The 25,986-nt window shown below is 56.5% G+C and carries 23 protein-coding genes and 3 tRNA genes; 14 read left to right on the top strand and 12 right to left on the bottom strand.

The window, feature by feature from the left end:
- The first annotated feature begins 65 nt into the window (after positions 1-65).
- Positions 66-680, top strand: coding sequence for a transposase (locus SH410x_RS06760; RefSeq protein ID WP_473675737.1), 615 nt, complete (start codon positions 66-68; stop codon positions 678-680).
- A 4-nt stretch (positions 681-684) separates the two neighbouring features.
- Here the strand turns inward: SH410x_RS06760 and SH410x_RS06755 are convergent, their stop codons facing one another.
- Positions 685-2,838: a recombinase family protein gene (locus SH410x_RS06755; protein ID WP_473669771.1), complete on the bottom strand. Its 2,154-nt coding sequence runs from the start codon at positions 2,836-2,838 to the stop codon at positions 685-687.
- A gap of 253 nt (positions 2,839-3,091) precedes the next feature.
- Between SH410x_RS06755 and SH410x_RS06750 the strand changes: the two genes are divergently transcribed.
- Positions 3,092-3,754: a hypothetical protein gene (locus SH410x_RS06750; RefSeq protein WP_473675736.1), complete on the top strand. Its 663-nt coding sequence runs from the start codon at positions 3,092-3,094 to the stop codon at positions 3,752-3,754.
- Positions 3,755-4,804: 1,050 nt separating this feature from the next.
- On the opposite strand, the gene SH410x_RS06745 is transcribed toward SH410x_RS06750, so the two are convergent.
- The 6 genes from SH410x_RS06745 to tnpC all read right to left on the bottom strand — a co-directional run bounded on the left by SH410x_RS06745 (position 4,805) and on the right by tnpC (position 9,331).
- Positions 4,805-4,877 (bottom strand) — tRNA-Lys (locus tag SH410x_RS06745).
- Between the two features lie 125 nt (positions 4,878-5,002).
- A tRNA-Cys gene (locus SH410x_RS06740) sits at positions 5,003-5,075 on the bottom strand.
- 214 nt (positions 5,076-5,289) lie between these two features.
- Complete coding sequence (trxA, locus tag SH410x_RS06735; protein WP_473675735.1) at positions 5,290-5,613, bottom strand: thioredoxin; 324 nt, start codon at positions 5,611-5,613, stop codon at positions 5,290-5,292.
- 44 nt (positions 5,614-5,657) lie between these two features.
- The gene (locus SH410x_RS06730; protein ID WP_473675734.1) at positions 5,658-6,578 is read right to left on the bottom strand and encodes an NUDIX hydrolase; all 921 of its coding nucleotides are present in this window, start codon (positions 6,576-6,578) and stop codon (positions 5,658-5,660) included.
- Positions 6,579-6,599: 21 nt separating this feature from the next.
- Positions 6,600-7,379 (bottom strand): sugar phosphate isomerase/epimerase family protein, encoded by a 780-nt coding sequence (locus tag SH410x_RS06725; protein ID WP_473675733.1) that lies wholly within the window; start codon positions 7,377-7,379, stop codon positions 6,600-6,602.
- 527 nt (positions 7,380-7,906) lie between these two features.
- Entirely contained in the window at positions 7,907-9,331 is a 1,425-nt protein-coding gene (gene tnpC / locus SH410x_RS06720) for an IS66 family transposase (RefSeq protein ID WP_473669496.1), read from the bottom strand.
- A 108-nt stretch (positions 9,332-9,439) separates the two neighbouring features.
- Between tnpC and SH410x_RS06715 the strand changes: the two genes are divergently transcribed.
- From SH410x_RS06715 to SH410x_RS06680, 8 genes are all read left to right on the top strand, one after another.
- Positions 9,440-11,032: a glycoside hydrolase family protein gene (locus SH410x_RS06715; protein ID WP_473675732.1), complete on the top strand. Its 1,593-nt coding sequence runs from the start codon at positions 9,440-9,442 to the stop codon at positions 11,030-11,032.
- A gap of 126 nt (positions 11,033-11,158) precedes the next feature.
- Entirely contained in the window at positions 11,159-12,661 is a 1,503-nt protein-coding gene (locus SH410x_RS06710; protein ID WP_473675731.1) for a bifunctional aminoglycoside phosphotransferase/ATP-binding protein, read from the top strand.
- A gap of 91 nt (positions 12,662-12,752) precedes the next feature.
- On the top strand, positions 12,753-13,058 hold the full coding sequence (locus tag SH410x_RS06705) for a hypothetical protein (RefSeq protein ID WP_473675730.1): 306 nt from the start codon (positions 12,753-12,755) through the stop codon (positions 13,056-13,058).
- Between the two features lie 284 nt (positions 13,059-13,342).
- Positions 13,343-13,726 (top strand): hypothetical protein, encoded by a 384-nt coding sequence (locus tag SH410x_RS06700; protein ID WP_473675729.1) that lies wholly within the window; start codon positions 13,343-13,345, stop codon positions 13,724-13,726.
- Between the two features lie 308 nt (positions 13,727-14,034).
- The gene (locus SH410x_RS06695) at positions 14,035-14,820 is read left to right on the top strand and encodes an HAD-IIB family hydrolase (RefSeq protein ID WP_473675728.1); all 786 of its coding nucleotides are present in this window, start codon (positions 14,035-14,037) and stop codon (positions 14,818-14,820) included.
- Between the two features lie 251 nt (positions 14,821-15,071).
- A complete protein-coding gene (locus tag SH410x_RS06690; RefSeq protein WP_473675727.1) occupies positions 15,072-15,368 on the top strand; it encodes a DUF167 family protein in 297 nt (98 codons plus the stop codon).
- A gap of 224 nt (positions 15,369-15,592) precedes the next feature.
- Entirely contained in the window at positions 15,593-16,456 is an 864-nt protein-coding gene (locus tag SH410x_RS06685) for an endonuclease/exonuclease/phosphatase family protein (protein WP_473675726.1), read from the top strand.
- A 7-nt stretch (positions 16,457-16,463) separates the two neighbouring features.
- Positions 16,464-16,766, top strand: a complete 303-nt coding sequence (locus tag SH410x_RS06680) for a hypothetical protein (protein ID WP_473675725.1) — start codon at positions 16,464-16,466, stop codon at positions 16,764-16,766.
- A gap of 48 nt (positions 16,767-16,814) precedes the next feature.
- Here the strand turns inward: SH410x_RS06680 and SH410x_RS06675 are convergent, their stop codons facing one another.
- Complete coding sequence (locus tag SH410x_RS06675; protein WP_473675724.1) at positions 16,815-17,531, bottom strand: tetratricopeptide repeat protein; 717 nt, start codon at positions 17,529-17,531, stop codon at positions 16,815-16,817.
- 269 nt (positions 17,532-17,800) lie between these two features.
- On the opposite strand from SH410x_RS06675, the gene SH410x_RS06670 reads away from it, so the two are divergent.
- The gene (locus tag SH410x_RS06670) at positions 17,801-18,130 is read left to right on the top strand and encodes an HU family DNA-binding protein (RefSeq protein WP_473675723.1); all 330 of its coding nucleotides are present in this window, start codon (positions 17,801-17,803) and stop codon (positions 18,128-18,130) included.
- A 1,498-nt stretch (positions 18,131-19,628) separates the two neighbouring features.
- Here SH410x_RS06670 and SH410x_RS06665 read toward each other — a convergent pair.
- The 3 genes from SH410x_RS06665 to SH410x_RS06655 all read right to left on the bottom strand — a co-directional run bounded on the left by SH410x_RS06665 (position 19,629) and on the right by SH410x_RS06655 (position 22,201).
- Entirely contained in the window at positions 19,629-20,537 is a 909-nt protein-coding gene (locus tag SH410x_RS06665; protein ID WP_473675722.1) for a PEP-CTERM sorting domain-containing protein, read from the bottom strand.
- A 1,340-nt stretch (positions 20,538-21,877) separates the two neighbouring features.
- On the bottom strand, positions 21,878-22,030 hold the full coding sequence (locus tag SH410x_RS06660) for a hypothetical protein (RefSeq protein WP_473675721.1): 153 nt from the start codon (positions 22,028-22,030) through the stop codon (positions 21,878-21,880).
- Between the two features lie 97 nt (positions 22,031-22,127).
- A tRNA-Val gene (locus tag SH410x_RS06655) sits at positions 22,128-22,201 on the bottom strand.
- A 343-nt stretch (positions 22,202-22,544) separates the two neighbouring features.
- Between SH410x_RS06655 and infC the strand changes: the two genes are divergently transcribed.
- The gene (gene infC / locus SH410x_RS06650; protein WP_146404857.1) at positions 22,545-23,075 is read left to right on the top strand and encodes a translation initiation factor IF-3; all 531 of its coding nucleotides are present in this window, start codon (positions 22,545-22,547) and stop codon (positions 23,073-23,075) included.
- Between the two features lie 41 nt (positions 23,076-23,116).
- Entirely contained in the window at positions 23,117-24,286 is a 1,170-nt protein-coding gene (locus tag SH410x_RS06645) for an NAD(P)-binding domain-containing protein (RefSeq protein WP_473675720.1), read from the top strand.
- 160 nt (positions 24,287-24,446) lie between these two features.
- Here SH410x_RS06645 and SH410x_RS06640 read toward each other — a convergent pair whose 3' ends face one another.
- Complete coding sequence (locus SH410x_RS06640; protein WP_473675719.1) at positions 24,447-24,968, bottom strand: CBS domain-containing protein; 522 nt, start codon at positions 24,966-24,968, stop codon at positions 24,447-24,449.
- Positions 24,969-25,247: 279 nt separating this feature from the next.
- Between SH410x_RS06640 and SH410x_RS06635 the strand changes: the two genes are divergently transcribed.
- Positions 25,248-25,757 carry a hypothetical protein gene (locus SH410x_RS06635; protein WP_473675718.1) on the top strand — a complete coding sequence of 170 codons (510 nt, stop codon included), beginning with the start codon at positions 25,248-25,250 and terminating at the stop codon, positions 25,755-25,757.
- Positions 25,758-25,986 lie beyond the last annotated feature (229 nt).

The raw sequence follows: 25,986 nt of genomic DNA, 5'->3' as shown, positions 1-25,986 counted from the left end.
CAAAGGAATAAATAGGGACAGGCAATGAATAGTTGCCTTCGATCGCGGCTTGCGTACCATTGCCGATGGTTTCGCTGCTCAAAACCGTGACGCTGATGGAGTTGATGAAGATGCCCAGGCAAGCTCGTGGGGAAGTGATCGATCCGAATGAGGTTCAGATCCTCCACTGTATCGAGAGATGCGTCCGCAAGGCGTGGCTCTGTGGGACCGATCTCGCTACGGGAGATTGTTTCGAGCACCGCAGGGGCTGGATCCGCGACCGAATGGAATTCCTCGCCTCCGTGTTCGCGATCGATTGCCTGACGTTTTCGATCATGAGCAATCACCTGCACCTCGTCTTACGAAGTCGCCCGGACGTCATCGCGGCGTGGTCGGACGAGGAGGTCGCCCAGCGTTGGCTGCGGCTGTTCCCCGAACGTCGTAACCCTGACGGCAGCCCTGCCGTGCCGACGAGACCGGAACTGAACATGATCCTGAATCAGCCGGAGGTCCTGGCCTCGCGGCGTCAGCGATTGTCTGACGTGAGCTGGTACATGCGCTGTCTCGCCGAGAATATTGCCCGCCGCAGTAACGCCGAGGACAAAGCTCGCGGCCACTTTTGGAAACGTGCGGTGCCATGCGTCGAAACTCTCAATTGGAAGAAGTTGAATTTGTCGTGTGCTTACGCAGTAGCTGCGTGAGTTTCTAGCTTGTCTTTCGGACAGTACGTTGCGGGGTCCGAAGTGATTCTGGTGGTGCAGGGCGACCTTGACCGCTTTGGTGCTCAGATAACCGACGCAATCGCTGTACCTCGTTCTCGTCTGCCCAGAACAACCAGACGCGTCCGAACGGTCGTTGGTCGGCAATCGCCCAACCACGCGTCACCCAGTCTTTCAATTTTTTCTCAGCGACTCCAATCGCGGATGCGAGATCGCTACCAAGCCATTGGTCATCAAGTGGCTCGGGGGCAGTCAGTTGCTGACGACTTGTTGGATCGTCCGCTAGCAGCTTACCGATCATCGACGCTGAAATCGGCTTGGTGTGCCGCGGCGAACGATAGCCTTCTTGCTCAAGTATCTTGGCCACCTCAGGAGTTCGACGCCCTTCCAAAACCAACTCAAGCATACGTGTCATGAGTTCACGATAGTTGTCCATCTGCGGATACAGTGTGACCGTTCGTGTCATCTCGTAAACGCTCTCATATCCACCTCGCCACTGCAATCGAACGTCGACACGCTGAGTGTTGTTCTGGACCGCTACGATCACTTGTTGTAGTAGCAGTCGAATGATCTCTTTACGATCGACAATGCTTAACGATTCGTTCCAAAGTGAATGCACATCGCGAGAACACTGAAGGATCACATCGCGTTGAGCCTGTGCGAGTTTTGTTGAAACTTGGCCTCGTAGCTCGTTCAATTCCTGCTCAGTGGCTTGCAGTTCAATGAGCGACTGCTCCCAATTGTTTTCCAACTGTGCCGCTACCAAACGATTGGCCGGATCAACATGACGATAGCCTCGCTCAGCAACCTCAACTGCATAACGTGCTTGCTCGACGCGATCAACAAACAGTTTCTCCATTTGTTGCCTCCGCGTCTCTTCATTCTCGATCACTTGCAGGCTCAGTTCGACGCCTGCTGGCGAGAGAGCTTCAAGGATTTTACTTTCAACGAAGCTATCCAATATCTCACAACGAATCGAGCTGTGACATGGCGTGGCAGCGGCGACCGTTCGGTGGCGAAAGCAGCCATACATTGAATGAGAATTCTTCGGATAGTTGGCCGACAAGCGACGACCACAATGGCCGCACTTGATGATTCCACCTAACAACGCTGTGCCACCGCGAACCGGACCACTGCGGTCGGGACGACTATCGTTTTCGGCCAGACGTTGTTGGTTATCACAGTACTGCTGCCATGTAATGTAAGCAGGATGTCGATCAAGCAGTAGCACCTTCCACTGTTCGGGCGGAAGATGTTTTTTTGACGTTTTTTGTGGTGATTTAAGACCGTACTTTTTTTTACGTCCATAGCCATACGCGCCAGCGTAGAGCGGGTGTTTGAGCATCTCGTAAACGGTCGTCTTGGCCGCCAAACGCCAGTCGATCTCGTTCGTGACCCCTGCTTGTCGGTTGCGAAACGGAAGTCGAATGTGATGCTCAGACAAATAATGAAATAAGGCGTGAGAGCTACCAATCACTTGAAATTGTTCAAAGAATATTTTCATCACGTGACGTGCGGATTCGTCAGGATCGAGTTGTGGCATTCCACGCGCGTCGAGGACATAGCCAACCGGAACATCGTGAAACAACTCCCCGCGCTGAGCTTTGCTCAAACGCCCTCTTTCCAGTCGGACCTTCATGGTGTGCAGTTCCATCTCACTGATGATTCCCTTGAGGCCCAGGACGAGTCGATCGTTCGGATCATGGGGGTCAAAGACACCATCTTCATCTGCAATCAACGTATTGAAAATCGCACATACTTCAAACAGATCGCTCCAGTCCTTTGAGTTGCGAGCCAAGCGGCTCATTTCGAGTCCCGCGACAAGACCGACTTTTTGATCGGTGATTAATTCGAGCAGTCGGCGAAAACCTTCTCGCTGGGCGCTGCCGCTTCCGCTGAGACCAAGATCGTCATCAATGACCATCACTTTGTCGGGCTCCCAGCCCAGTGCAATGACACGATCTTTCATCGCGTACTGACGTGCGGTTGATTCCTGATGATCTCGTAGTTGGGCACAGGTGGACTGTCTGACATACACGGCCGCATCAAGCTCGAGATGCTCCGCCGTCACTTTCGGATGAAGGAAGTTCCTTGGGCTCGCTTCGAGAACTGCCTTCGCGCTAATTGCAAAATTATTCATCACTGTCCTCCTCGCCGCGGGGCGACTTCAGTGATGACTTGGCCGCTGCTTGCGACAGGAGTTGCAGAATTCGATGTTTGGTCTGCGGGTCGATCGCATGCTCCCACACGCGATCGAGAGGAACCGCTTTTACTATCGATGGCGACGATAGGCGCGGGGGGGGACAGCGGCGGGTTTTCCGTCGGGGCGCATGGGAGACCTTCCGTGATTTGTTTGCGGTGGTACCGCTCCAGCCAGCAAACGAGCGATTTGAGTGCGGAAAAGTCAATTATCCCGATTTGGTCAGATCGGCCAATCCCGATTTCCATCGCGTTGCGAGGGATGGTTCTGGGAAGGGCGTTTTCGGGCACAGGTACTCCTCGATGAAGCGAGTTTGTTGGCGTGTGCGGCCTACGTGGATCTCAACCCGATTCGCGCCGCCATGGCGGAAACGCCTGAATCGAGCAAGTACACCGGAGCCAAGGATCGGATTGACGACTTGACTCAATGCTCCGATCGGACCCGCCAAAGCACCCATGACTGGGAGCGAAGTCGCGGTCGCCAGCACAGTGGTTGGATGAGTCCGATCGAAATTGACGAGCAGAGCGATCCCGTCGGGCCGCACCTGGATCATTCGGGCAGACGAGGCAGCCTGAAGGGTTTCCGAAGTGTCTCGTTGGCCAGCTATCTGGAATTGCTCGACTGGACGGGCCGTCAACTCCGCAGTGACAAGGTCGGTGCGATCCCCGCGCACTTGCAGCCGATCCTCACACGCATCGGCTTGGATACCCATGCCTGGTGCGACGTCGTGAGCCGATTTGGGCGGGTGTTCAAGCGGGCAGCGGGTAGCCCAGAACACCTCGCCGAGGAAGCCAGCCGTCGCGGCCAAGGTTGGCTCTGCGCCCGTGACAACCCACTCGGGATATCTTCGGCCTGACCCGCTCGGAAAACCTTCCGCTTTGATTCCCTCCGGGGTCGCTGCTGCGCCGATATCGGAGAATCGGATCAGAATCAGCCCGATGCTCGGTGGCAGCATTCAGCGAGGACCGGATCGTAAGTAAATCGGCCGAAAAACAAGCCGCAGCCCGAGCTGAAAAGTGGGTGGCCCTCTTTTCGCTCTTTTCGCTCTTTTCGTCGCGTAGTCCTGGAGGGACGGCAGGTGGTTCACAAACCAAACGATTTGCGGGAATAACAATCGAAAACGCCTGCCATCGCTTCGCGATTTCAAATGGTTGAGCGATTGTGCCCCCCGGACTGACGTCCGGGGCTATTGCATGCCACCGCTTTGCGGTTCCAGAGCCACGCCTCACTAGCCCCTCTCCGTTCAAACGACTCGAGTCGCTGCTTCCAGACGGGGATCTCCTCGCGGGTGCGGGTGCGGTGTGGTTGAGCCTTCGCTGCAGAAGGCTCAACCGCGTTTTGGGGTTCCTCTTAGTGACGAAGTCACGGCAGGCAATAGCCCCGGACGTAAGTCCGGGGACCGGTTGCAACCGATGATCGCGTAGTCCTGGAGGGACGGCAGGTCGCTCGCAAAGCAAACGATTTGCGGGAAGAACGATCGAAGAACGCCTGCCATCACTTCGCGATTACAAATGGTTGAGCGCTTGTGCCCCCGGACTGACGTCCGGGGCTATCGCATGCCACCGCTTTGGGGCTCCAGAGCCACGCCTCACTAGCCCCTCTCCGTCCAAACGACTCGAGTCGCTGTTTCCAGACGGGGACCTGCTCGCGGGTGCGGGTGCGGGTGCGGTGTGGCTGAGCCTTCGCTGAATAAGCGGTTAGAGGCAGGCAATGAATCGTTGCCTTCGATTGTGGCTTGCATCCCATTGCCGTTGGGTTCGGCGCCAAAACCATGACGCAGATGGAGGCGATGAAGATGCCCAGGCTCGCTCGAGGGGAAGTGATCGATCGAAATGAGATCAGGCATAAAAAAACCCAGTGAATCACGCCATCAAGGGCTCTGAAACACTGGGAATTAGCACGTCTATGCCCCCGCTAGGGCTCGAACCTAGGACCCACGGATTAAGAGTCCGTTGCTCTACCAACTGAGCTACAAGGGCGGCTGTGTGGCCGCAAGGCCACCACTAGTTTGCTGGGCACAACCTGTTGAGGAGGTGCGACCAGCGAGGTCTTATTTTGCGTTGCTCGGATGCATCGGTCAATCCGAGGCAACAGCAAAAAATAGAGGCGACGGTCGGATTCGAACCGACGAATAAAGGATTTGCAATCCTTCGCCTTAGCCACTTGGCCACGTCGCCTTGTCAATCAATGCCTCATTTCACCCCAGGTGTCCTGGGATGAAAAGCGTTCTCGGGGAGAACGCCTGTGACACCGATAACTTTCGCAGAAATTGCTCCGGTTAGGAAGACCAGGCACGCCTGTTTTTTTCCATTCGGAGCATCAATTTCGTTGCTACCCGTTCCTTCGACATTTTCGCCAGCGGACTTGAGCACCGCCGCGAAAAAAACGAACTCAGACCGCCGAGATAGCTTGCTGCAGCGCCGCTTTGGGGCGGACGCCCACGAAGCTTTCGGAGATTTCGCCGTTCTTGAACAGCAGCAAAGTGGGAATGCTGTTGATGCCGAACTTTTGCGCAACACCTGGGTTTTCGTCGATGTTGACCTTACCAATCGAGACGCCAGGGTTTTCCGCGGCGAGTTCTTCGATCATGGGGGCGATTTGACGGCAGGGACCGCACCAAGGTGCCCAAAAGTCCACGAGTACCGCGGTGTCGTTTTTGAGGACTTCGGCGTCGAAGTTGTCGTCAGTGAATTCTTTTACCGCATCAGAGGCCATGATTGTTTCCTGCTAAAAGGAGAGTTGAGTAGGATGGACACAATTTACCGGGAAGGGGTTCGTAGACCAGTGGCCTCGGTTGTGCCGCAACAGCGAATCGGCCAAGTTGGCAGACTCGTTCGCTCGGCCGAGCGGAATGAATTGGGTAGCAAACACTGGGCCAACTGGTCCAGGATCACCGCGGTGGCCCCCCAAATTCGTAGCGATTGGTATTCAAACGCCGGCGCGCTGAAGTGAAACTGGGCAACACGCGTCTCCGGATCCGCTGCGGCATGGACGTCGCGTTGGTAGCAAATCGAGGCCACCGGGGACTGCTGGCAAGGCACCTGCAACGGCAAATGTATGACTTCGTCGACTTCTCCGGGATCGGGACGCCAGGGCTCGCTGGGTTTGCGCAGCACGCACACCACCGGGGTGACCTCGTTGTCACTGGCGTAGACGTACTGCACCGGCAGCTCGCCACAAATTTCAACGACGTCGGCGGCAATCCCGAGCTCTTCTTCAAATTCCCGCAGCGCCGCTTCGGTGGGCGTTTCGCCAGCTTCGATGCGTCCGCCGGGGAAACAGATTTGTCCGCCATGGTGCCGCAGCGCATGCGGGCGACGGGTCAGGGGGACGATCCAGCCGTGCTCGGGATCGAAATACAATCCGACTGCCACGGCGGCCTGTCGCGAATTCAGACGTGCCGGCCCGCGATGCCGGCCGTAGGAGAGTTGCGGGGTCATGTTCCACTGCAAACCGTGCTGCGGTGTGCCATCGTGGAGTTGGGCGAGCCGATCGGTGAGTCGCCCAGCCATCTCCGCGGAATGCTCGCTGGCATCGCCCAGCCCAGATCGGCGGAGCGGTCCGGGCGAGTTCTCCAGCCCCGACCGGCGGAGCGGTCCGGCGATGAGGGCCGACCGGCGCGTCCGGCCAACGCTATGGGTTGGGATTTTCGACCGACGGCGCCGCCCGTCGTGAGGCATGTTGACATTCACAAATAACGCCTAGATCAAAGACTCCAGCAGTCGCCGCAGTTTTCGCAGTTCGACGCGGTGATCGTGCTCTTCCATGGGCGCCATGTCGACCGTCAGTGCGCGGTTGTATTTTTCGCGTTCGAGCTGAGTCACGATTTTGCCATAATCGATCTCGCCTTGACCCACGCTGACTTGGAATTTTTCTTTGCTGGTATCACGGAGCTGGACATTGGTCACAAATTTCAGCAGTTGATCGAATCCTTTGCCGACTGCCATGGCCTTGGCCACGCCAGGATTCCCGGCCGAGGCGATCAGTGCGACGCTGGGGTCCAGGGCAACGCCCAGCCCTTCGATATTATTGCACAGCACGAGCAGGGTATCGGGATCCTCGCTGAGGCAGCCGAGCATGCAACGCACACTCAGGCGAACGCCTTCGCCCTCAGCGATCGCCACGAGCCGCTGCAAATGCTCGACTTCTTCGTTAAAGGGGGTGCCCTTTTCAGCCGATGGAACGGAAATGTTGACCACTTTGGTCGCTTTGGCGATCCGGCACAGCGTGTGAAACTGCTCGTAATGTTCTTCGCCCGTTGTGGACAATTCCACCCGGTAGCCGCTGATGTCCATGCGGTGACTGGAGCGAAGAATTTGAACAGCCCGGGCCTCATCCTGGAGCAATTCGTTCGGCCGGACCGGTCCGACCGAATCCTGAATAGCGATTTCGACAGCGGTGAAGTCGAGATCCTGGAGCAGCTCGATCGCTGCTTGCAGTTCTAGATCGGGCCAACATAAAGTCGAAGCAGCAACAAACACGCGGGGCGTCCTTCCTGAGTGAACAAGCAAAAAATCTGTGTATCATGGGAACCTGATCACTCTAGCGTTCTCGTAGCGACGAAGTCCAGTCGAGTCGGGCGTTTCTTGGCGGGGGCGTGCCTCGATCGACATTATTCCCCCCTAATGATTGCTTAACTCATGTGTAACCGTTCACGGCCTACGGCCATGAACGAGTAGTGTCTGATGATCCGAAGCGATGCATCGTGCTCAGTCAACGGACTGTCCTGTCAAGCTCACTGACATCTCTGCTGCGATGGATCTATATGTCGTGACAATTGTATTGATGTGATGTTCGTGATTTCCATCCACCTTAAACGCTCGTGGTCGTGAGTGGAAGGTTTTCTCAGGCATCTCTGAAGTGTCCAATGATTTTTTCAATCCGGCGGGCTGCCGTCGATGCACGCACTTCGATCGGTTGAGCCCTTTTTGCCCATTGGACGCAGGAGCCAATCCTCCGAAAATCCACCATTCTGGATCTCCACCGCTGAAACTACAGCAGAGTGAGGCTACGAACTATCACAGGAGGCTGGCAGTAGACTCGGCGACGGCTCGCCCCGAAGAAACTGGCTCACCGACTCAACCAGAAATTCAAACACGCTGCGACCTTGCTGCTCGCAGGTTACCACCACGGTGCAGATCCGTTCAAACCAAGCTTGACCATTCTCGCCACGCGTTCCTTGCGTCATCCGGCGATGAATCGCCACAAACCGAATCGCCTGCTCGGCCAGATTGTTGGTCGGGCCGATCTGCGGGTCACTGATGAAGCGAAAGTAGTCTTCGAAGTGATCGTAGAAACGCTTTGCCATGTTGGCGGCGTGTTGTGTATCGGGTTGTTCGCCAGTCGCATTCCAAACGATCTCATTGCGGATGCGTTCGAGCGACTGGCGAAACGTTGTTTCGCTGGCGAACTCATCGCGGCGAGCAATCGTCTTGAAAAGCTTGCGAAAGTCTTCACGCAACCGCTGCCCGTAAACCTGGTTGGCGTGCTCAGGGTGGCTGCACAGAAACTTGATGTCGCGAATCAGGTGAGCGATGCAGAACTGCAGCTTGACGTTCTTATCAAGTCGCATGTATTTGTGGTATGCCGAGAAGTAGTCGCAACCGATCGTGCCATCGAATTCGGCTCCCAGCGTTTCCAGCAACACCTTGCTGCCGCGACTCGGAGAAATCCTAAAAACGGTAAACAGGTAGGCACGAAAGCACCAGGTCCAGAGTTTATTGCCGTCGTCTTTGTGACCCGTCTCATCCACATTGAGATGGCTCTGCTGGGAGATCGCGTCCAGCAATTCTTGATAGGGATCGGCGATGCTCTGGCTGACCTTGCCGACGAGCTTTTGAATCAAGCCACGACTGAGCGTCACGCCGACGATATCACGGAAATACTTTCTGATCTTCGTAATTGACATGTGGCAAACGCCTTTGAGCCAACCGATCAGAGCGGTCATCTTCGGCCCTACCAATCCAGCCCGTTGAATGTCATCGGGCAAGGCACAGTGATGCGTTTTTCCGCAGTCTTGGCAGGTTTGGCCGACCCGTCGGTGCTCGGTGATCGTGATTGGTTTATCGATCAGCTCCACGCTCTGGAGCGTCTTGTAATCAAGGTCGCCTTCGCATAGCGAACCACCACAGCAGGGACACTCGTCGTAGCGATACTCAAGGATGAGATCGACTTGCTCATCCAGAAAGGATTTCCGCTCGTGGCGTTGATGGCCGAGTTGTCCGCCCCGTTTTCGTTTGGGAGGGCGGCCTGGCTTTTTTCGTTTGGGTGGTGGGTTGGTGATATCGCTCGAAGGTGGCTTGGACGATGTCGCCGAGTTTTTGCTTGCCTTGGCAAGTTGATCTTGGATCGCGGCAAGCTGCTTCTCTAGCTCAGCTATTCTGGCAGCTAATTGGACGCACTCTTGGCACTGGTTGCTTGCTTTTCCATCCATGATCTCAGCATTCTAGCCGGTGTCGCCAAATCGACCGATAGCAATTTCACTGCAGAAATCCTGAAATCTCGATGCGTTCAGGGCCGAAGGCCGTGAACGGTTACACTCATGTTTTCCGAGATCACCGGCAGTCGAAAAACCATCGGTGACGTCGACGTCTTGTACCACGATGGTCTGTACCACCTGTTTCACCTCGTGCTGCCCAATCACGATTTCATTGCGCACGCCGTCAGCACGGACGCACTGAATTGGCGGCGGGTGAACAACGCCTTGTTCATCGGCGAGCCGGGCAGTTGGGACGACCTGATGCTGTGGACGATGCACGTGTCGGCCGACCCGCACCACAAGGGCCGGTGGCGGATGTTTTACACGGGACTGTCCCGCCGCGATCAAGGCGACTACCAGCGTCTCGGTCTGGCGCTGAGCGATGATCTGTTTCACTGGGAGAAGGCGCCCGTACACTGGGAAGACCACCGCGGACCACGAGACCCCAAACGCGTCAAGCAAGCCCTGGAGACCAGCAGGCAGAGACCGGAACCCCGCGCCGACGCAGCCTTCGACCGCGAGAGCTGCTTTCCGCTGGAGCCTGATCCGAAGTTCTACGAAGCGACGCTGGAAGAGGGCCGGCACTGGATCAGCTTTCGGGATCCGTTTTTCTTTCACGACGGCACAGACGGTTGGCTCTTAGCAGCCGCCCGCGTCAATCATGGCCCGGTGGTGCGTCGGGGTTGCGTGGCCCTGATGAAAGAGGTGTCACCGAATCATTTTGTCGCCCAAAAACCGCTGCACCACCCGCGGATGTACGACGACATCGAAGTGCCCAATCTAATCCGGGTGGGGGATGACCACTACCTGATCGGCAGCATTCGAGAGGATGCGAAGATCCGATACTGGCACGCCGATGCACTGCGGGAGCACTGGCAGAGTTATCACGACAACGTATTGCTCGCCCAAGGCAACTACGCAGGCCGCGTCTGTCGGGATGAGCAGGGCTGGCTGCTGTGGAATTTTTATTCCATGCACCGTGACGACCGAACCCAAGACAACCTCATGCCGCCTCCGAAACGGCTTGTTCAAAACGAGTCCGGGTTGCTGCGCGCGGTCACCTTCGAGGGAATCGATGACTACGTCCGTGAACCCATCGACGTCCACTGCGCCGCGCCGCTGATCGAGGACGTCGGCCCGAGCGAACAGGTCTGCCATGTGGACCAGGACCACCTCGAACTGGCCTGCAAGAGCGGCTTTCAAGCGTTCGTCTTCGACGGCGAGCTGGAGCATTTCCGCATGCAGGCAAAGCTAAACCTGCAGGGTCTCGGCAAGTGCGGCCTCGTCTTTCGCATCGATCCGGTAACACGCGACGGCTACTACCTCTCACTCGACCTGCACAAGGGCGTCGCCCAACTGCGTGCCTGGGGGACCAATTCGCAAGCCACCGGGGATCAGATGATGCAGTTTGAGTCCCTGCAATCTGGTTTTTGGCACAGCGATACACGCGGACAGGCCGAGATCAAACTGATTGCGTTCGGCAGTTACATCGAGCTGAGCGTCAATGGCCGCGTTGTCCTGTCACTAGCCGACCAGCATTTTCAATGCGGTCACGTCGGTGTGTACCTCGAAACCGCCGTGCTCCGCCTCGACGGTGTAGAATTGATTCGACTGGCTTCACCCAGCCAAAGCGACGAGCACTTGGCCAGTGGCTGAGAACGTGGAGCGAATGAATGGCAGCAGCTTGATCCTCAACCAAGGAACCGTCCAATCGCGAGGATCACGCGCATCGCCAATGGACTAGCCAAGCCGGCGTCGACGGCCCCACACTGAGACCCCATGATGATGACCAACGAAAGACTGATCGCTGACCTGCGACGTCCCGCTGCCTATCCGCACGTCGTGAGTGGTCCAGTTGAAGTCCACCAAACTCACATTTCAATTGTCTTCTTAGCGGGAGAGTTTGCTTACAAAATCAAGCAGACGATCAAGACCGACTTCCTCGACTACAGCACGCTCGAACTTCGGAAACATTTCTGTCACGAGGAGGTTCGTTTGGACCAGCGGTACGCGGACGACCTGTACCTTGGCGTCGTTCCGGTGACCCGCTCGAAAGACGGGATCGAAATTCAAGGCAACGGCGAAACGATTGAGTATGCCGTCAAAATGCGGCGATTCCCCGACGACTCGCTACTGAGCCAACGAATCGAATCGGGAAAGCTGACGAGCTCCGAGGTCGATCAACTCGCCGCCACGGTGGCCGCCATCCACGCCCAAGCCAATGTCGACAAAACAAGGATTGCGACGGGCTGGCCAGAGTTCCTGCGAGAAAACACAGGCCAGATCATTCGAACGCTGACATCGAACGAGGGTCACGAAGCGTCCGCAACGCTGGGCGTTGTAGACGGCTGGCTGGATGACTTCTTTCAGCAGTCCTTCGCCAGCATCGACGATCGTGTGGCAGCGGGCTTTGTCCGCGAATGCCACGGCGATCTCCACTTGGCCAATGTGGTGCATTGGAAAGGCCAATTGGTGCCCTTTGACGGGATTGAGTTCAACGAGCACCTGCGTTGGATCGACATGCTCAGCGACGCGGCATTCCTGGCAATGGACTTTGCCGCTCGTGGCCATCTCGATCTGTCTCGCCGATTCACCAACGCCTACCTCGAACGCACCGGCGACTACGACTCGCTGCATCTGCTGCGACTCTTTTTGGTCTACCGATCCCTGGTCCGTGGGCTGGCCGCGTCGATACGAGGCGACCAAGCCGACAAGGCAAAACATATTGAACTCGCGTATCGGTTCACCCTTCGCGAGGTTCCGCAGCTATGGATCACGCACGGCGTCAGCGGCAGCGGCAAGACGACGCTCAGCAACAACGTCATCCAACGCCATGACGCGATTCGACTGCGTAGCGACATCGAACGCAAACGAATGTTCGGCTTGCCGCCGCAAGAGCGGCCCTCGGCGGTATTGGCCGCAAGACTTTATAGCGAAGAATCCAACGATCGAACCTATCACCGACTTCACGATTTGGCACGCGGCGTGTTGGCTGCCGGGTACAGCGTGATCGTTGACGCGACGTTTCTAAAGCACGCCGACCGACGCGTTTTTCGTGACCTTGCCGAACAACAAGGTGTCTCGTTTGCCATCCTGGATTGCCACAGTGACGCGCAAACGCTGCGGCAACGCGTTGCCGATCGCGCAAACGAGGGCGAAGACGCTTCGGACGCCGACATCCAAGTCTTGGAGCATCAAATCGCCCACGACGAACCGCTGTCGGAAGACGAACGGGCCCACGTCATCGAAAACCCTGATATCGTGCGATTCGTCGAGCACTTGTAGTTGTGCTGCGCCCCGCCCAAGATCCTTTATCGACTGGCTCAGGTTTTGCATTCTTAAGGAACGATCTTACTTCACCCTTGGAGGCTTTCCCATGAACGATCCTTTTATCCAACTCGAGTGGCAACAGTTGTGCGAACGTGTCCATCGGTGTGCGAGTTCGCTCGCAATCGACGAAACGGAAAGGGCAAGCTTTCAATCTCAGGCCACCGATTTTGAGAATCAAGAGCCACCGAAGCGCTACAACGAATTACTCGCGAAGACGGCCGACGCGTCGCGACTCGCCGTGCAGTGGCAAGATGCCTCAAGACACGAGGTGTATGACCAACGGGTCGACGAGGCCAGCGACGAGAGTTTTCCCGCGAGCGATCCGCCTGGATTCACGGGCGCTCACGCCTGAGATTTACTATCAAAATCAAAATCTCATCACGCCGCAGCACGCGTCGAAGCGATCGCGAAGGAATATCCCGAGAAGGGATGTTCGTCAGAATGTGGATTCCACCGCCTGGCGACGGTAGCTACTTTTGATTCGACCTGGTTTATGATCGGATGATCCTTATTGTCTCGCTGTCGCTTAGCGATTCGTGAACGATCCTCCATGTTTGGCGCAGAATCTGCGTGCACTCAACAGGAGTGGAACACTTTGGTTCCGTCGAATATTCATGGATAAGGAAATTGATGATGATGAAGACAGCACTCACATTTGCCATTGCAATTTGCCTGGCGTGCACCACCGAGAACGCTGAAGCCGGCTACGGCAGCAGCGGTGGAAGTAGTGGAGGTAGCAGCGGCGGGTATGTGGCAAGCTACGGAAGTAGTGGAGGTAGTAGCGGCGGGTACGTCGCGAGCTACGGGAGTAGTGGTGGCTCGTGGGGCGGAGGAAGTAGCGGAGGAGTTTCGAGCTTGCGAGCGAGACTCGCCCATCGGCGTGCGGCGCGCACGTCGACGTGGGGAAGCTCTGGCGGATCGTCCGGCGGCAGTCGTGGCTCCATCGCCCGCGGCTATCGCGGCTACGGCAGCAGCGGCGGATCCTCCGGCGGTAGCAGTGGGTACTACTACGGGCGATAAGCCTCGAGCTTACGTTCTTCCCAGGACAACTCGGCCAGCAAACGAGGATGCACACGCCCCGTTTCTGGCCCGCTGGATGAACGCGGGCCCGTTGGATGAATGCGTGCACCGGAGGGATTGCACGCATCCTCCTGGTATCCCATCAGTTGATTGCGGAAACAGAGTCTTGGAATTCACGCTAACTGCTCCCCCAAAGCCCGACCTGACCGCATGCATGCGGTTGCCTGTAGCCGCTCGGTCACTGCAGATTTCGCCCGCATGTGGTTGCCTCGCCGCTAGCAAGTTCGTTTTCGGAAAAAAATCAAACCATGAAAAAACTGATCGTATTCGATTTGGATGGTACGCTCGCCGAGAGTAAAGCATCGCTCGACTCCGAGATGGCGATATTGCTGGGCGAGCTGCTGGAGGTGGCAAAGGTCGCCGTGATCTCCGGAGGCGGCTGGCCGCAGTTCCAAACGCAAGTCCTCGCCCAACTGCCGCGACACGCTCAACGGTATCAGCTACTGCTGTTGCCAACCTGCGGAACCCAGTTTTACCGGTATACGCGAGACCCAAGCTCGTCTGATCCAAACCGAGGCGACTGGACGCGGCTCTACGCCGAGAATTTCACAGCCGCTGAGAAAGCCAAGATCGTCAAGTCCCTGGAACTGTCGATCGCATCATCAGGGTTCTCTGCCGAGAAGTGCTGGGGGGAACAAATCGAAGACCGTGGCAGCCAGATCACCTTTTCCGCCTTAGGCCAACAAGCACCGATCGACGCCAAGAAGAAATGGGATCCAGACTTCAAAAAACGACAGAAGATCAAAACACTGCTGGTCAATCTGCTCCCCGAGTTTGCCGTCAACTTGGGCGGGGCGACCTCCATCGACGTCACCAAGCATGGCATCGACAAAGGATATGGCATCCGAAAACTACGCGACACGCTGGGCATCGCGATCAGCGACATGATTTTTGTGGGCGATGCAATTTTCCCCGGAGGCAATGACTATCCGGCCAAGCAGGCTGGGGCGGACTCCATCTGTGTGCGTGATCCCACGGAAACGAAACGTGTCATCGAGGCGATCATCGCTTGCTTGAAAAAATGCGTTCACTAACCGCTCGTCCAACGGCTTATTTGTGGGATGTGATGGTCAGTGCTAGACTGGCGCTGCCGAGACAAACCGAACCGAGTGCTGCTTACGTGCGTGCTCGGCACGGGGACACCCTCGGTCAACGGGCGCAGCGACGCTCGCCAGAGAGTGGAATCCGCCGCCTGAGAGACGCTCGCTCGTATTGATTCGACACGCTTCCCTGTCTCGCTGGCGTTTGCCCGACATACCGGACCTCGTATTCTTGGTTTTTAAAAATGACACACTTTTCCTGGAACGGCGATATTCTGCGATTGAAATGCAAGTTGCAGCCCAATGCTTCTGCGAATAAGTTTGCTGGGATTGTCAATCAGGAACTCAAGGTTTCGTTAACTTCGCCACCGGTAGACGGCAAAGCCAATGCACATCTCCAAAAGTTTTTGAGTAAGGCGTTTGGCGTTTCTAAAAGTTCGGTCTCGATCGTTTCTGGCGAACTGAACCGACATAAGGTTGTCGAAATCCGCGCCCCCAAACGCCTGCCGCAAGATTGCGTCATTCAAGCCAACGAAACCTGAGCACCTTTGAACCGGTGATGAGCATCATCGATACGGTGGGTCCGTTTTTCTTCACGCGATGCGAAATCGAAATCGAGGCGGTGTTGCGAGGTTGGCCAGCCCGCTCACCGCCAACAGATCACGACTGGAACACCACGTTCGCCCCGCGTGCATCTTGAGCAACTCGCCAAGCAGGTCGGACTTATGACCGGCTACAATCCAGACATTTACCCCAAGAGACAACCATGACTATTTCACGCCGTCAGTTCTGTTCAACGCTCGGAGCCAGCCTTGCTCTGGCCAACACCCCGTTGTTTGCCAATGATTTGCAACTGCCGTCCCTGCGCGTCATCGCCTACAATATCTTCGGGCTCAACGGTTGGCCGCATCAACGAGCACGCACTCAACAGGCCATCGCGCAAGGCCAAATGGCGAAGCGACTGGCGATGGAACTCGCCCTCCATAAGCCTGACATCATCAACTTCTCAGAATCCCCCAAAGAGCAGCTCACCCAAGAAGTCGCCGAAATCCTGGGGATGAACCACGTTCGATTCCCCAGCGGCGGCCATTGGCCGGGCACACTGCTGAGCAAGTTCGAAATCACTGAATCCCAGAACGCACCGGTCCATGGCGAGCGGCCCAAAGAGTTATTCACGCGGCATTGGGGACGAGCCACGATCAAGTTGCCCAACGGCGAGGAGCTGATCGTGCATTCGGCCCACCTCTACCCAATCGCCGAACCCACGATCCGACTGAAAGAGATTCGAGCGATGATCGCATCGATGAAACCGGATCTCGATGCCCGTCGATCGATGCTTTTGATGGGCGATCTAAACCACGGTCCCGACACGGAAGAATACAAACTTTGGATCGACGCAGGTTGGGTAGACACATTTGCCAAAGTCGGAAAGAGCGACGGACTCACATTTAAATCTGACATTCCCAAGTCACGGATTGACTACGTCATGGCCGCTGGCCCTATCGCTGAACAGGTTGTTGAATCGAGGCCCTTGTTTGAGGGAGACTTTCGGCTGAACATCGACGACAAGGAGTCCTTTGCCTTGAGCGATCACCTGCCGCAACTCGCCGCCTTTCAATCAACTCAGTGAGATGCCCGTGCCCAACCGTAACGGCTATCAAATCGTGCCAGGTATTTCCGTCACGCCGACTGGCCAAGCGACCGTCGATCCCTCCGTATCGGATCTGATATTTGACTTGGCTATCCAATTTGAAGAATCCACTGATCTACCCGTTGATGTTGAACACGTCCTGGCAGCTATCGTACTGGCCGCTCGCAAGGGAGAGATTGACGCAAGCGTGCCGCTGTCGGCCGAGGATCCGGTACTCGTCAACGTGCTAATCGATCATGTGAAAACGGTATTCGAACAATTCGGTGGCAAAGTCGGCAGGGATGACTGACAGCAAAATAGCAATTTCGAACTTCATGAAATGTGCTCAACGGCGAGATCATTCCGCTTGGCGAGCATAAACACGAGCGACGTCCGCCATGTAATGTGTCAGTTCGGCCTCAGACGCTTTTTGAAGATGCTCGCGTGCGACGTCGGAATCCCCTTCCGCATCGGCGATCAGCCCGATGTAGAGGTTCCCATAGAATTCGGCCGACACGTGCGAAGGCGTGCCGCGAGTCTTCTCAACAGCTGCACCGATCGCCTTAAAATCACCACCTGGCAGGCGCTGCAAAACCGCTTCCATCGGGACACGGGAATCGCCCGGAGCCGGTAAGAGTATGTTACGAGCCTTCGTAATATCACCGGCTTTGGCGACGCACAGGAAGTGCCACGCGGCGTTTTCGACGTCGTGCGGATTGACGACTCGATGTTTTTCAAACAACGAGCGAGCGTCGTCGTATCGACCGACAAAAAATAAGGCGATGCCGTATTGCCATAAGTATGGCTCAGACTCAGGACTTTGCTCGATCGCTCGTTCGAAGCTCTTTACCGCTTCGTCGCAGCGGCCACCGCGCAACAACGCGTCGCCTAGCCCCACCAGAGAACGCGCCGAAGGCGCAGGCTGGCCAGCGACCGCTGCGTTCGCTCTTTCGATCGCGTCGCGGTGACGCTCCCGGTGCAACTCGGTGTCGTTCGACCAAACGGGGAAAACGAACAACCCACTGAGCAGGACGGACACATAGAACTGCATGGTGGTGAATGGACGGGTAAGCATGCTTCGGTGGCCCTGAATCAATGGTTGAGTTGCTGTGCTGCGATTATATCGTCTCACTCAGCCGTCGGCAGCGATTCCCCGACATTCACACTCCGATCCGCGATGATTACGATCCGCCCACGGGTGAGAAATGAAGCGGCCAATCACCCTGTTGATGCTACGACAACCCTTGCGGACGGTAGCCCACTTGACGCTCGTCACTTGACATTCAACAGCCGGAGATCTAGTTTTCTGCCTTTATTGGAAGTACCACATATAGAGAAAAGACAATGGCAAAGAAAAAAACGGCAGTGCCTGCGAAGGCAATGACCAAGGCTGAGATCGTCACGGCTTTGGCGGAGAACACGGGCCTGACCAAGAAAGAAATCGTCAGCGTGTTCGATGAGCTCTCCGCATTGATGGGAAAAAACCTCGGCAAACGAGGCCCGGGCGTTTTCAATCTGCCTAGCTTGATGAAAGTCAAAGTGATTCGCAAACCGGCGACAAAAGCCCGCAAGGGAATCAACCCATTCACCAAAGAGGAAACGGTTTTCCAGGCCAAGCCTGCCCGAAACGTGGTCAAAGTGCTGCCACTCAAGGCCTTGAAGGACATGGTTTAACCCGACCGATGGAGCCGACAACGGCAAGAAAATCGGGCGGGGCGGCGAGCTTGCCGTATTCGCGATCTTGCGGTGCCAAGCGATGCAGCGATTGATCTTAGGATGGAAGACCTGCGTCTCACGCACCAGATCGAATGCTGCGGCTGCCGGCCGGAAAAACGGAGGGACACGAAGAACGGAGTGACAAAAGCTGAGGGACAGAGCATCTCTTTTCATGACAAAAGCTGAGGGACAGAGCATCTCTTTTCAGGGACTGCGGCGGTGGGGACAGAGCACCAACCACCGCCGCGTCACCTCTTGATCGTTCCGCCTGGCCACCACATCTGGGCGGGACCTCAGAATCAAATAAAAATGATTCGAACGAATCGAGAACGCCAGCCGGTCGTCCCCGAAACAGGCCGCGAACTGCCGTGTGCAGACTTCGCCCAAGACCTTGCGGCAATCAAAGCTTCCCCCCCGGAAACCGTTTCATCTCCCAGGAGGCAGCAGCGACGGCATGCCCGGGAAATCATGTGCCCGATGATCACCTCATCAGGAGCACACACCTCGACATCAAGCTCTCCCCCCTCATCGCTCTCTCGCGCCCCAAACCGCTCACCCAAACCGCTCACCCAAACCGCTCACCCAAACCGCTCACCCAAGCCGCTCCCACCACGAAGCGGTTCTCAGACAATTACCGGAAGTCGCTGCACCCCCGCGCACCTCCGGTAACCCAAATCGAAAACGAAAGCCAACCCCACGCGTGGTCCAAGCTCGTAGGGCCGGTTCCACCGGCCACATGCGTTGGTTGCCCAACTCATCGATCCGGCCATTCCTCCCAGCTGCACGACCGTTCTCCGCCCCAGGATCAACCCACACGTAGGGCCGGTTCCACCGGCCACATGCGTTGGTTTTCCAACTCATCGACCCGGCCATTCCTCCCAGCTGCACGACCATTCTCCGCCCCAGGATCAACCCACACGTAGGGCCGGTTCCACCGGCCACATGCGTTGGTTTCCCAACTCATTGGACGGACGTCCCAGATGCGAGATCGTTCTTCGGCGGGATGCCCCAGCGGACGGCCGGTAGAACCGGCCCTACGTGCTGGTGACGTCGACCGCGGGCAAGAGGTCGTGGCCGCGAATCAGACACCCATGCTCTTACCGAAACGGTCGGTTCTTCTCGGAATATCAGTGGCATGCAGCCGATTGCCCAGACCGATGCAACGCGGTGAATTTTCAAAGATTGTTCACCCGCCTCCAGCAATTTTGCCATTCATCGTGGAATCGAATTCCATTTTATGCGCCCGCAAGAACGAACTCGAGCACTGCGGGAAGTCAACGTTGAACTCGAAATATTACCCCCGTCACATTTTTCGGCTCCCAACGCCTGAAAAATCCAACATCGGGCACCCCAGCCACTCAATTCCGAGAAGAACCCAGGAAGGAGGCGGTAGAACGGGACCGTTGTCTCGTCCTACCGCTAAAACTCACTTAACGACGTCACCAAGGCGGCGAGCCTATTTGCACACGGCGTTCGACTTCTTTCGGCGTGATCGACGCGAAACCACCAAGCCCAACCCACTCAAAAGGGACCAAACGGTAAGCGTTGCTGGTTCAGGAACAGGGTTCAGCGCAATTTGGTCCACGCTCAGTTCGACGTAATCAAACGCGGTATAGGGTTCCTTGTTTGCTGAAAAATCAACTTCCAGATACCCACGGTACTCTCCCGCTGTAAAAGCATAAACCTCATTGAAATCTAACGTCGCGAACGCAGACTGGATCAGTCCATCCTTGTTCCCACGTTGCGTTTGGAGCGCAATGGTTTGCGTCGTGTCGTCAGCGAACTTAACGTTCACCTCCGCAGGCATCACGTCATAGTCGCCAAAGACCAAATTCAAAAACACATCCGTCCCATTAATGATGTCCGCCGACTCAACGACGTAGTCGAATACAAAGCCTGGTTGATTCGATAGCGTCGTCGATGGCGCCGAGGGGAATAGTCCGCCAGAACCGTAGTTTTCATCGTCCGCGTTGTAAACGTGGTTGCTATCACTGGAATTGTCATAGCTCGTTGACAATGAGATGTCGGTATATTTTGATCCCGTCGATAAGGAATTTTTGAAACCGGAACCCGTTACGTAAGCATTAGCGATTTCAGAGGCGCTGCGATTATCAAAGTCGTCGCCCCTACTGGTGGCCAACACTCTATCATTGTTGAGATCGGGTAGGAGATCACCGGTACTGAGAATGCCCCCATCGTGATTTGCCGCCGCTCCGTCGGCTCCCTCATAGCCCGCGGCAGCGCCATAGCCGAAACCGTCGGCATCACCAATCCGAATCGCTGTAAACGCCCCACCGTCGGCGCGGTCGATCCCTCCCGCGACGGCGATTGCCACGAACGAACATAAAAATAGAGTACAACGCATCTTAATCTCCTACCGAATAGAATTAACTCACCCAATGAACAAACGCTGCCCATTTGTAGCACGATCCCCCTCACTCGGGGTACTTGCAACCAACCCACTTGAATACATTCGAGTAAGACGCTAGAGACAGAACGAGGGGCGGCAGAATGAGGGACGCGCATCACACCCACAGAGGGACACCTGCCATGGAAGCGCAGTGACGAAGTCACGGCAGGCGATAGCCCTGGACGCGAGTCCGGGGAACCGGTTACAAACGATGATCGCGTAGTCCTGAAAGGACGGCAGGTGGTTCACAAACCAAACGATTTGCGGGAATATCATCGAAAAACGCCTGCCATCGCTTCGCGATTTCAAATGGCGGGGCGTTTGTGCCCCCGGACTGACGTCCGGGGCTAGCGCATGCCACCGCTTTGCGGTTCCAGAGCAATGCCTCACCAGCCCGTCCCCTTCAAAACGACCCGAGTCGGTGCTTCCAGACGGGGCTCCAAAGAGGGAGGATCTCCACAGAGGGATATTTGCCATGGAAGCGTAGTGACGAAGTCACGGCAGGCGATAGCCCCGGACGCGAGTCCGGGGAACCGGTTGCAAACGATGATCGTGTAGTCCTGAAGGGACGGCAGGTCGCTCACAAACCGAACGATTTGCGGGAATATCATCGAAAAACGCCTGCCATCGCTTCGCGATTTCAAATGGCGGGGCGTTTGTGCCCCCGGACTGACGTCCGGGGCTAGCGCATGCCACCGCTTTGCGGTTCCAGAGCAATGCCTCACCAGCCCGTCCCCTTCAAAACGACCCGAGTCGGTGCTTCCAGACGGGGCTCCAAAGAGGGAGGATCTCCACAGAGGGATATTTGCCATGGAAGCGCAGTGACGAAGTCACGGCAGGCGATAGCCCCGGACGCGAGTCCGGGGAACCGGTTACAAACGATGATCGCGTAGTCCTGAAGGGACGGCAGGTCGCTCACAAACCGAACGATTTGCGAGAATATCATCGAAAAACGCCTGCCATCGCTTCGCGATTTCAAATGGCGGGGCGTTTGTGCCCCCGGACTGACGTCCGGGGCTATCGCATGCCACCGCTTTGCGGTTCCAGAGCAATGCCCCACCAGCCCGTCCCCTTCAAAACGATCCGAGTCGGCGCTTCCAGACGCGGTGGCGAGTCGCCGAGGGACGAGTCGCCGAGGGACGAGTCGCCGAGGGACACAGCATTTTAACAACGAAGACATCAACGAAAACTCGCTGCTGCCCCAGGTGTAGCATCTTCTGCACAGCCCGTACTTCATCGCAGCTAAGCAATTGCGAGTGAAAAGTGCTGTGTCCCTCAGTCGAGGGCTGTGTCCCTCAGTCGCTTGTCCAGCCGAAGCGATTGAGTCGCTGCCGATGTTCCGCTCGAAACCTGAAATCGGTACCGATGTCGATGTCGAGCGAACCGGGGAAACAGACGCCCAAACCACCCCGCGAACGCTTGCACCAAACCCAGGCCAAACGTGTCAAAATCAGTCCATTCCTGACGATTGGGGGACTGGCAACGCGGGCGATTCGGACACGAAAAAACCCCGCAAAACACTAGGTTTCGCGGGGTTTTCGGGAGTGGACGATAGAGAACTCGAATCTCCGACCTCCACGATGTCAACGTGGCGCTCTAACCAACTGAGCTAATCGTCCGATTTTTAGGTTGTGTGCTCTTGGGAAAGAGCTTGTGGTACATCATCGGCAGCTCGGGAAATTGAATCCAGCAAAGCTGTTTGGGTGACGTGTGCGTAGTTTGGGTTGGGGTGACGGATTCGTCAAGTGGTCCCTATGAAAGCAAAAACCGTTAAAATCTACCGATTCGGTGTTGACGTCTACCCTCTTTGGGCCGGATACTTTGCGTAGATTGGGTTGATCTCCCGATTTCAAACTAACCTTTTGGAGTCAGAATTCACGATACGGACTGAACCGCAAGTGAATTTTTACTCAGTTCTTACCTATTGTGCCGGAACGCCCCCGGCCGGAGAAGATTGCTTTAGTGGCATTGGCACGACGAAACGTCCTACCGGAAACTCGCGATGCGACGCGAATCAACCAGCAAATTCGCATTACCCCGATCCGCGTAGTGAGTGAGACGGGCGAACAGCTCGGCATCATTCCGACCGAGCAGGCACTCGAACGTGCCCGTGACGCAGGACTCGATCTTGTCGAAGTCGCTCCTGGCGAGCGGCCTCCGGTTTGCCGAATCATGGATTACGGCAAATTTAAGTACGACAAGAACAAGAAAAAAAATAGTGGAGCTTCACACACGAAGACCAAAGAAATCCGGCTGCGTCCGAAGACCGGCGACGAGGATATTCGCACTAAAATCCGGCAAGCGGAGAAGTTTCTCGAGCACAAGGACAAGGTCCAAGTGAGTGTGCTGTTTCGCGGTCGCGAAATGGCCCACATTGAGGAAGGCCGCAAAGTCATGGAACAGGTCATCGAGATCCTCAGCGAACACGGCAAGGTTGAAACCAAACCGCAGCAGCACGGACGACGCATGATCTGCATGATCGCGCCTAAGTAAGTGTTCGCTAGCTTTCGGTTTCTTCAACCCTTGGTTTTTGAGTGAGCAACGTATTGCCAACGGTCATCGTCGGCGCCGGTCCCAGTGGGATCGAGACGGCGATTGAATTGCGGCGACGCGGCATCGACGCGAAAGTATTCGATGCTGGGCCGCTCGGTCATACCATTTCGTGGTGGGCCCCCGGAACGCGATGGTTCAGCAGTAATGACCGCATTGCCATTGCGGGCGTGCCGCTCAACACGGTCGATCAATCCAAAGCAAGCCGCGAAGAATATTTGAATTATCTTCGCAGTGTGGTCGATCAATTCGCTGTGCCCGTGAGCACATTCCAACGCGTGGTCTCGATCACGCCGACAGCCGACCCAACGAACGATTTGAGCGGTCGTTGGCGAGTCGGGTTTCGCCACACGTCGGGCGAATCAAGTTCGTCGGACGAGTTAAAGTCGGGCCAGTCCAACGGAAAAGCTGCCCCTGCAGCCGATTTCTTTGTCGATACCCACGCCGTGGTATTGGCGGTCGGCGGTACCGATTTTCCAAATCGGCTCGGTGTGCCAGGCGAAGAATTGCCACACGTGGACGGCTACCTGCGAGAGGTCCATCGCTACCACGGCCGCAAGGTCTTCATCGTCGGCGGCCGCAACAGCGCCGTCGAAGCGGCGATTCGCCTACATCGCGGCGGCGCCAAGGTGAGCCTGTGCTACCACCGGGAACAACTACCCAGCGACGGCATTAAGTATTGGTTGCGTCCGGAAATGGAAGGGCTGATTCGCAGCGGCAGCATCCGGTCCTACTTCGGCGCCCGCGTCGCGGAAATTACGCCCCAAACCGTGACGATACGCTCCCACAATGCAGACGGCACGATCGCCCTCACCCAGATTGACGCCGACGATGTATTGACGCTGATTGGTTATCGCCAGAACCAATCTCTGTTTGAGCGACTTGGGATTGTCTCGGAGGCGACCTCGGGAGCGCCGCTCTACGATGCCGAAACGATGCAGACAAGACATGACGGCATCTACGTCGCAGGCACGGCCATTGGCGGTACCCAAAGCAGCCGGTACCAGGTGTTTTTAGAAAACTGCCACGATCACCCAAGAAAGATCGCCGATCACCTGTGTGGTACGGGGGCGGCCCAGGCAGAGGGACAAAATCCGCTGGCCGCTCGCGATGCAGGGTTGCAAAGTCGGATCGCGTGGCAGCCGGAGAGCTGATCAAGTTCCCCCGCTCACAAGCAGATCGTGACAAACAAGCTCGATCGCGAAAAAACGGCCCCTCCGACGGCAGGGTGCGCCGGACGATTTCGGGTACTTAAAAACCTTCCCCTGCACGGTCGCGCCCCGTCTGTCGGATGAGCCCAAAAATTCGCTCGCGTCAGAAACGCCGTTCTGAATTCGAAAGAATGGCACTGAAGAAGAGCCCTGACGCGGCGGCTGTTTTCTGGGGTGCTTTCAGGTGACTGCGGACGGATCTCATCACATCGCGCCGAGAAACCTGCCCGCGCAGTTTCCCATCTTGATCGAGCACGGGGAGTCGACGGCAGGACTGGGTAAGGAATGCCTGTGCGATCGTCAGCAAATCGGTCTCTTCGCCGATCGTGGGCGGGTCGGCGTCGATGAGCGACTGCACATCCGTACTGGGCAGGCCATCGTAAGCCAAGGAAACAACGAACTGCATACAGGATTTTTCCGAAAAGACGCCCATGAAAACGCCGTCGTCATCCACCACAGGAGCGCCCGAAATATGGTTGCGCAGCAAAATATCGAGTGCTTCGAGCGCGTCCATTTCCGGATCAAGTGTGATCAAGTTACGGACCATCATTTCACGCGCTGTCATGCCGGGCATCGAAGAGGGGTCCATGGCGGGGAGGGAGCCGGTGCCGATGGTCTTGGTCATAACGTGTCTCCAAAATCGAACTGATAGAAAAGAGGTACCTCGGCCGATGCCGCGAATTCCTAACGAAATCTTCTTCGTCTGCCCTCAATCTGAAGCGCTGCCGGGGGCTCGGTCAAGAAAAATCTTGAGCGTTTTGGCGGTGCCGCTGCGTACGGTCGGCAGCCTCAAACATGCCGGATTTTTCACAAACGTCACCTGACCTCGCTTTTTGCGGGGAAATCGGTCACAACAGTAAATAGGCAGCAATCGCGACGGGGCGGACTGCCGAAGGTGTGAAAGATGTCACGAATCGAAAGTACGGAGAGTAAAATGCTCGGTCAGTGGGTGGAATTTGAATTTGACTGTTTGCCGCTGCGTAGTGTCGGACGCCTGGATGTGCCGCTGGATGCCTCCCCGGCCTACGAGGCTTTCGTGCTCCGAGTGAAGGCCGCCGTCACCAAACACGGCATGCACAATTCGTATTACCTCCACCGCGCCGTATGCCGATTCCATCTGACCAATGACCCCAACAGTGGTCTGGTGGAGTTTGATGTCGAGGGGGTGGCGCTGACGGGTGAAAATGACCTGAAGACGCGAGGCGTTGATCTCACCATCCGGCTCAGCAAAGAAACCTGCCCGTGGCTCAACGAAACGGCTGTCGAGTTTCTCGCTGAATCGGTCAAGCACGCCGTTGCGGTGGAGTTCAATCGCTATGTCCAAGCCGGCGATCTGACGAAGACGAAGGAGCGTATCGCCGCGATGCAGCACCAGATCGAGCAGGGCGATGGCTTCCAGGCGATGTATCTCTAGAAGGCGGCTTCCACTCGGACGGGTAGCTCAAGAACCGAGCGAACATGCGGAGAGACCTGCTTGGAGCTCGGCAAAATCCGGCCCAAACCAGCCCCCCGCGGCGCGACCAACCGCGGCGCGACCCTAAGCGCCGCGCCCCCCCTGCGACTGGGCCGCGTTAAACATCTTCGATCCCAACGCCCGGTCACCGGGCTCGGTCGAGCGAAGTCCGCGACCGTTCGCCGCAGCA

This window comes from Rhodopirellula sp. SH410 (assembly GCF_055811895.1).
Note: the sequence above shows the minus strand (reverse complement) of the source record. Positions and strands in the feature narration are given on the sequence as shown.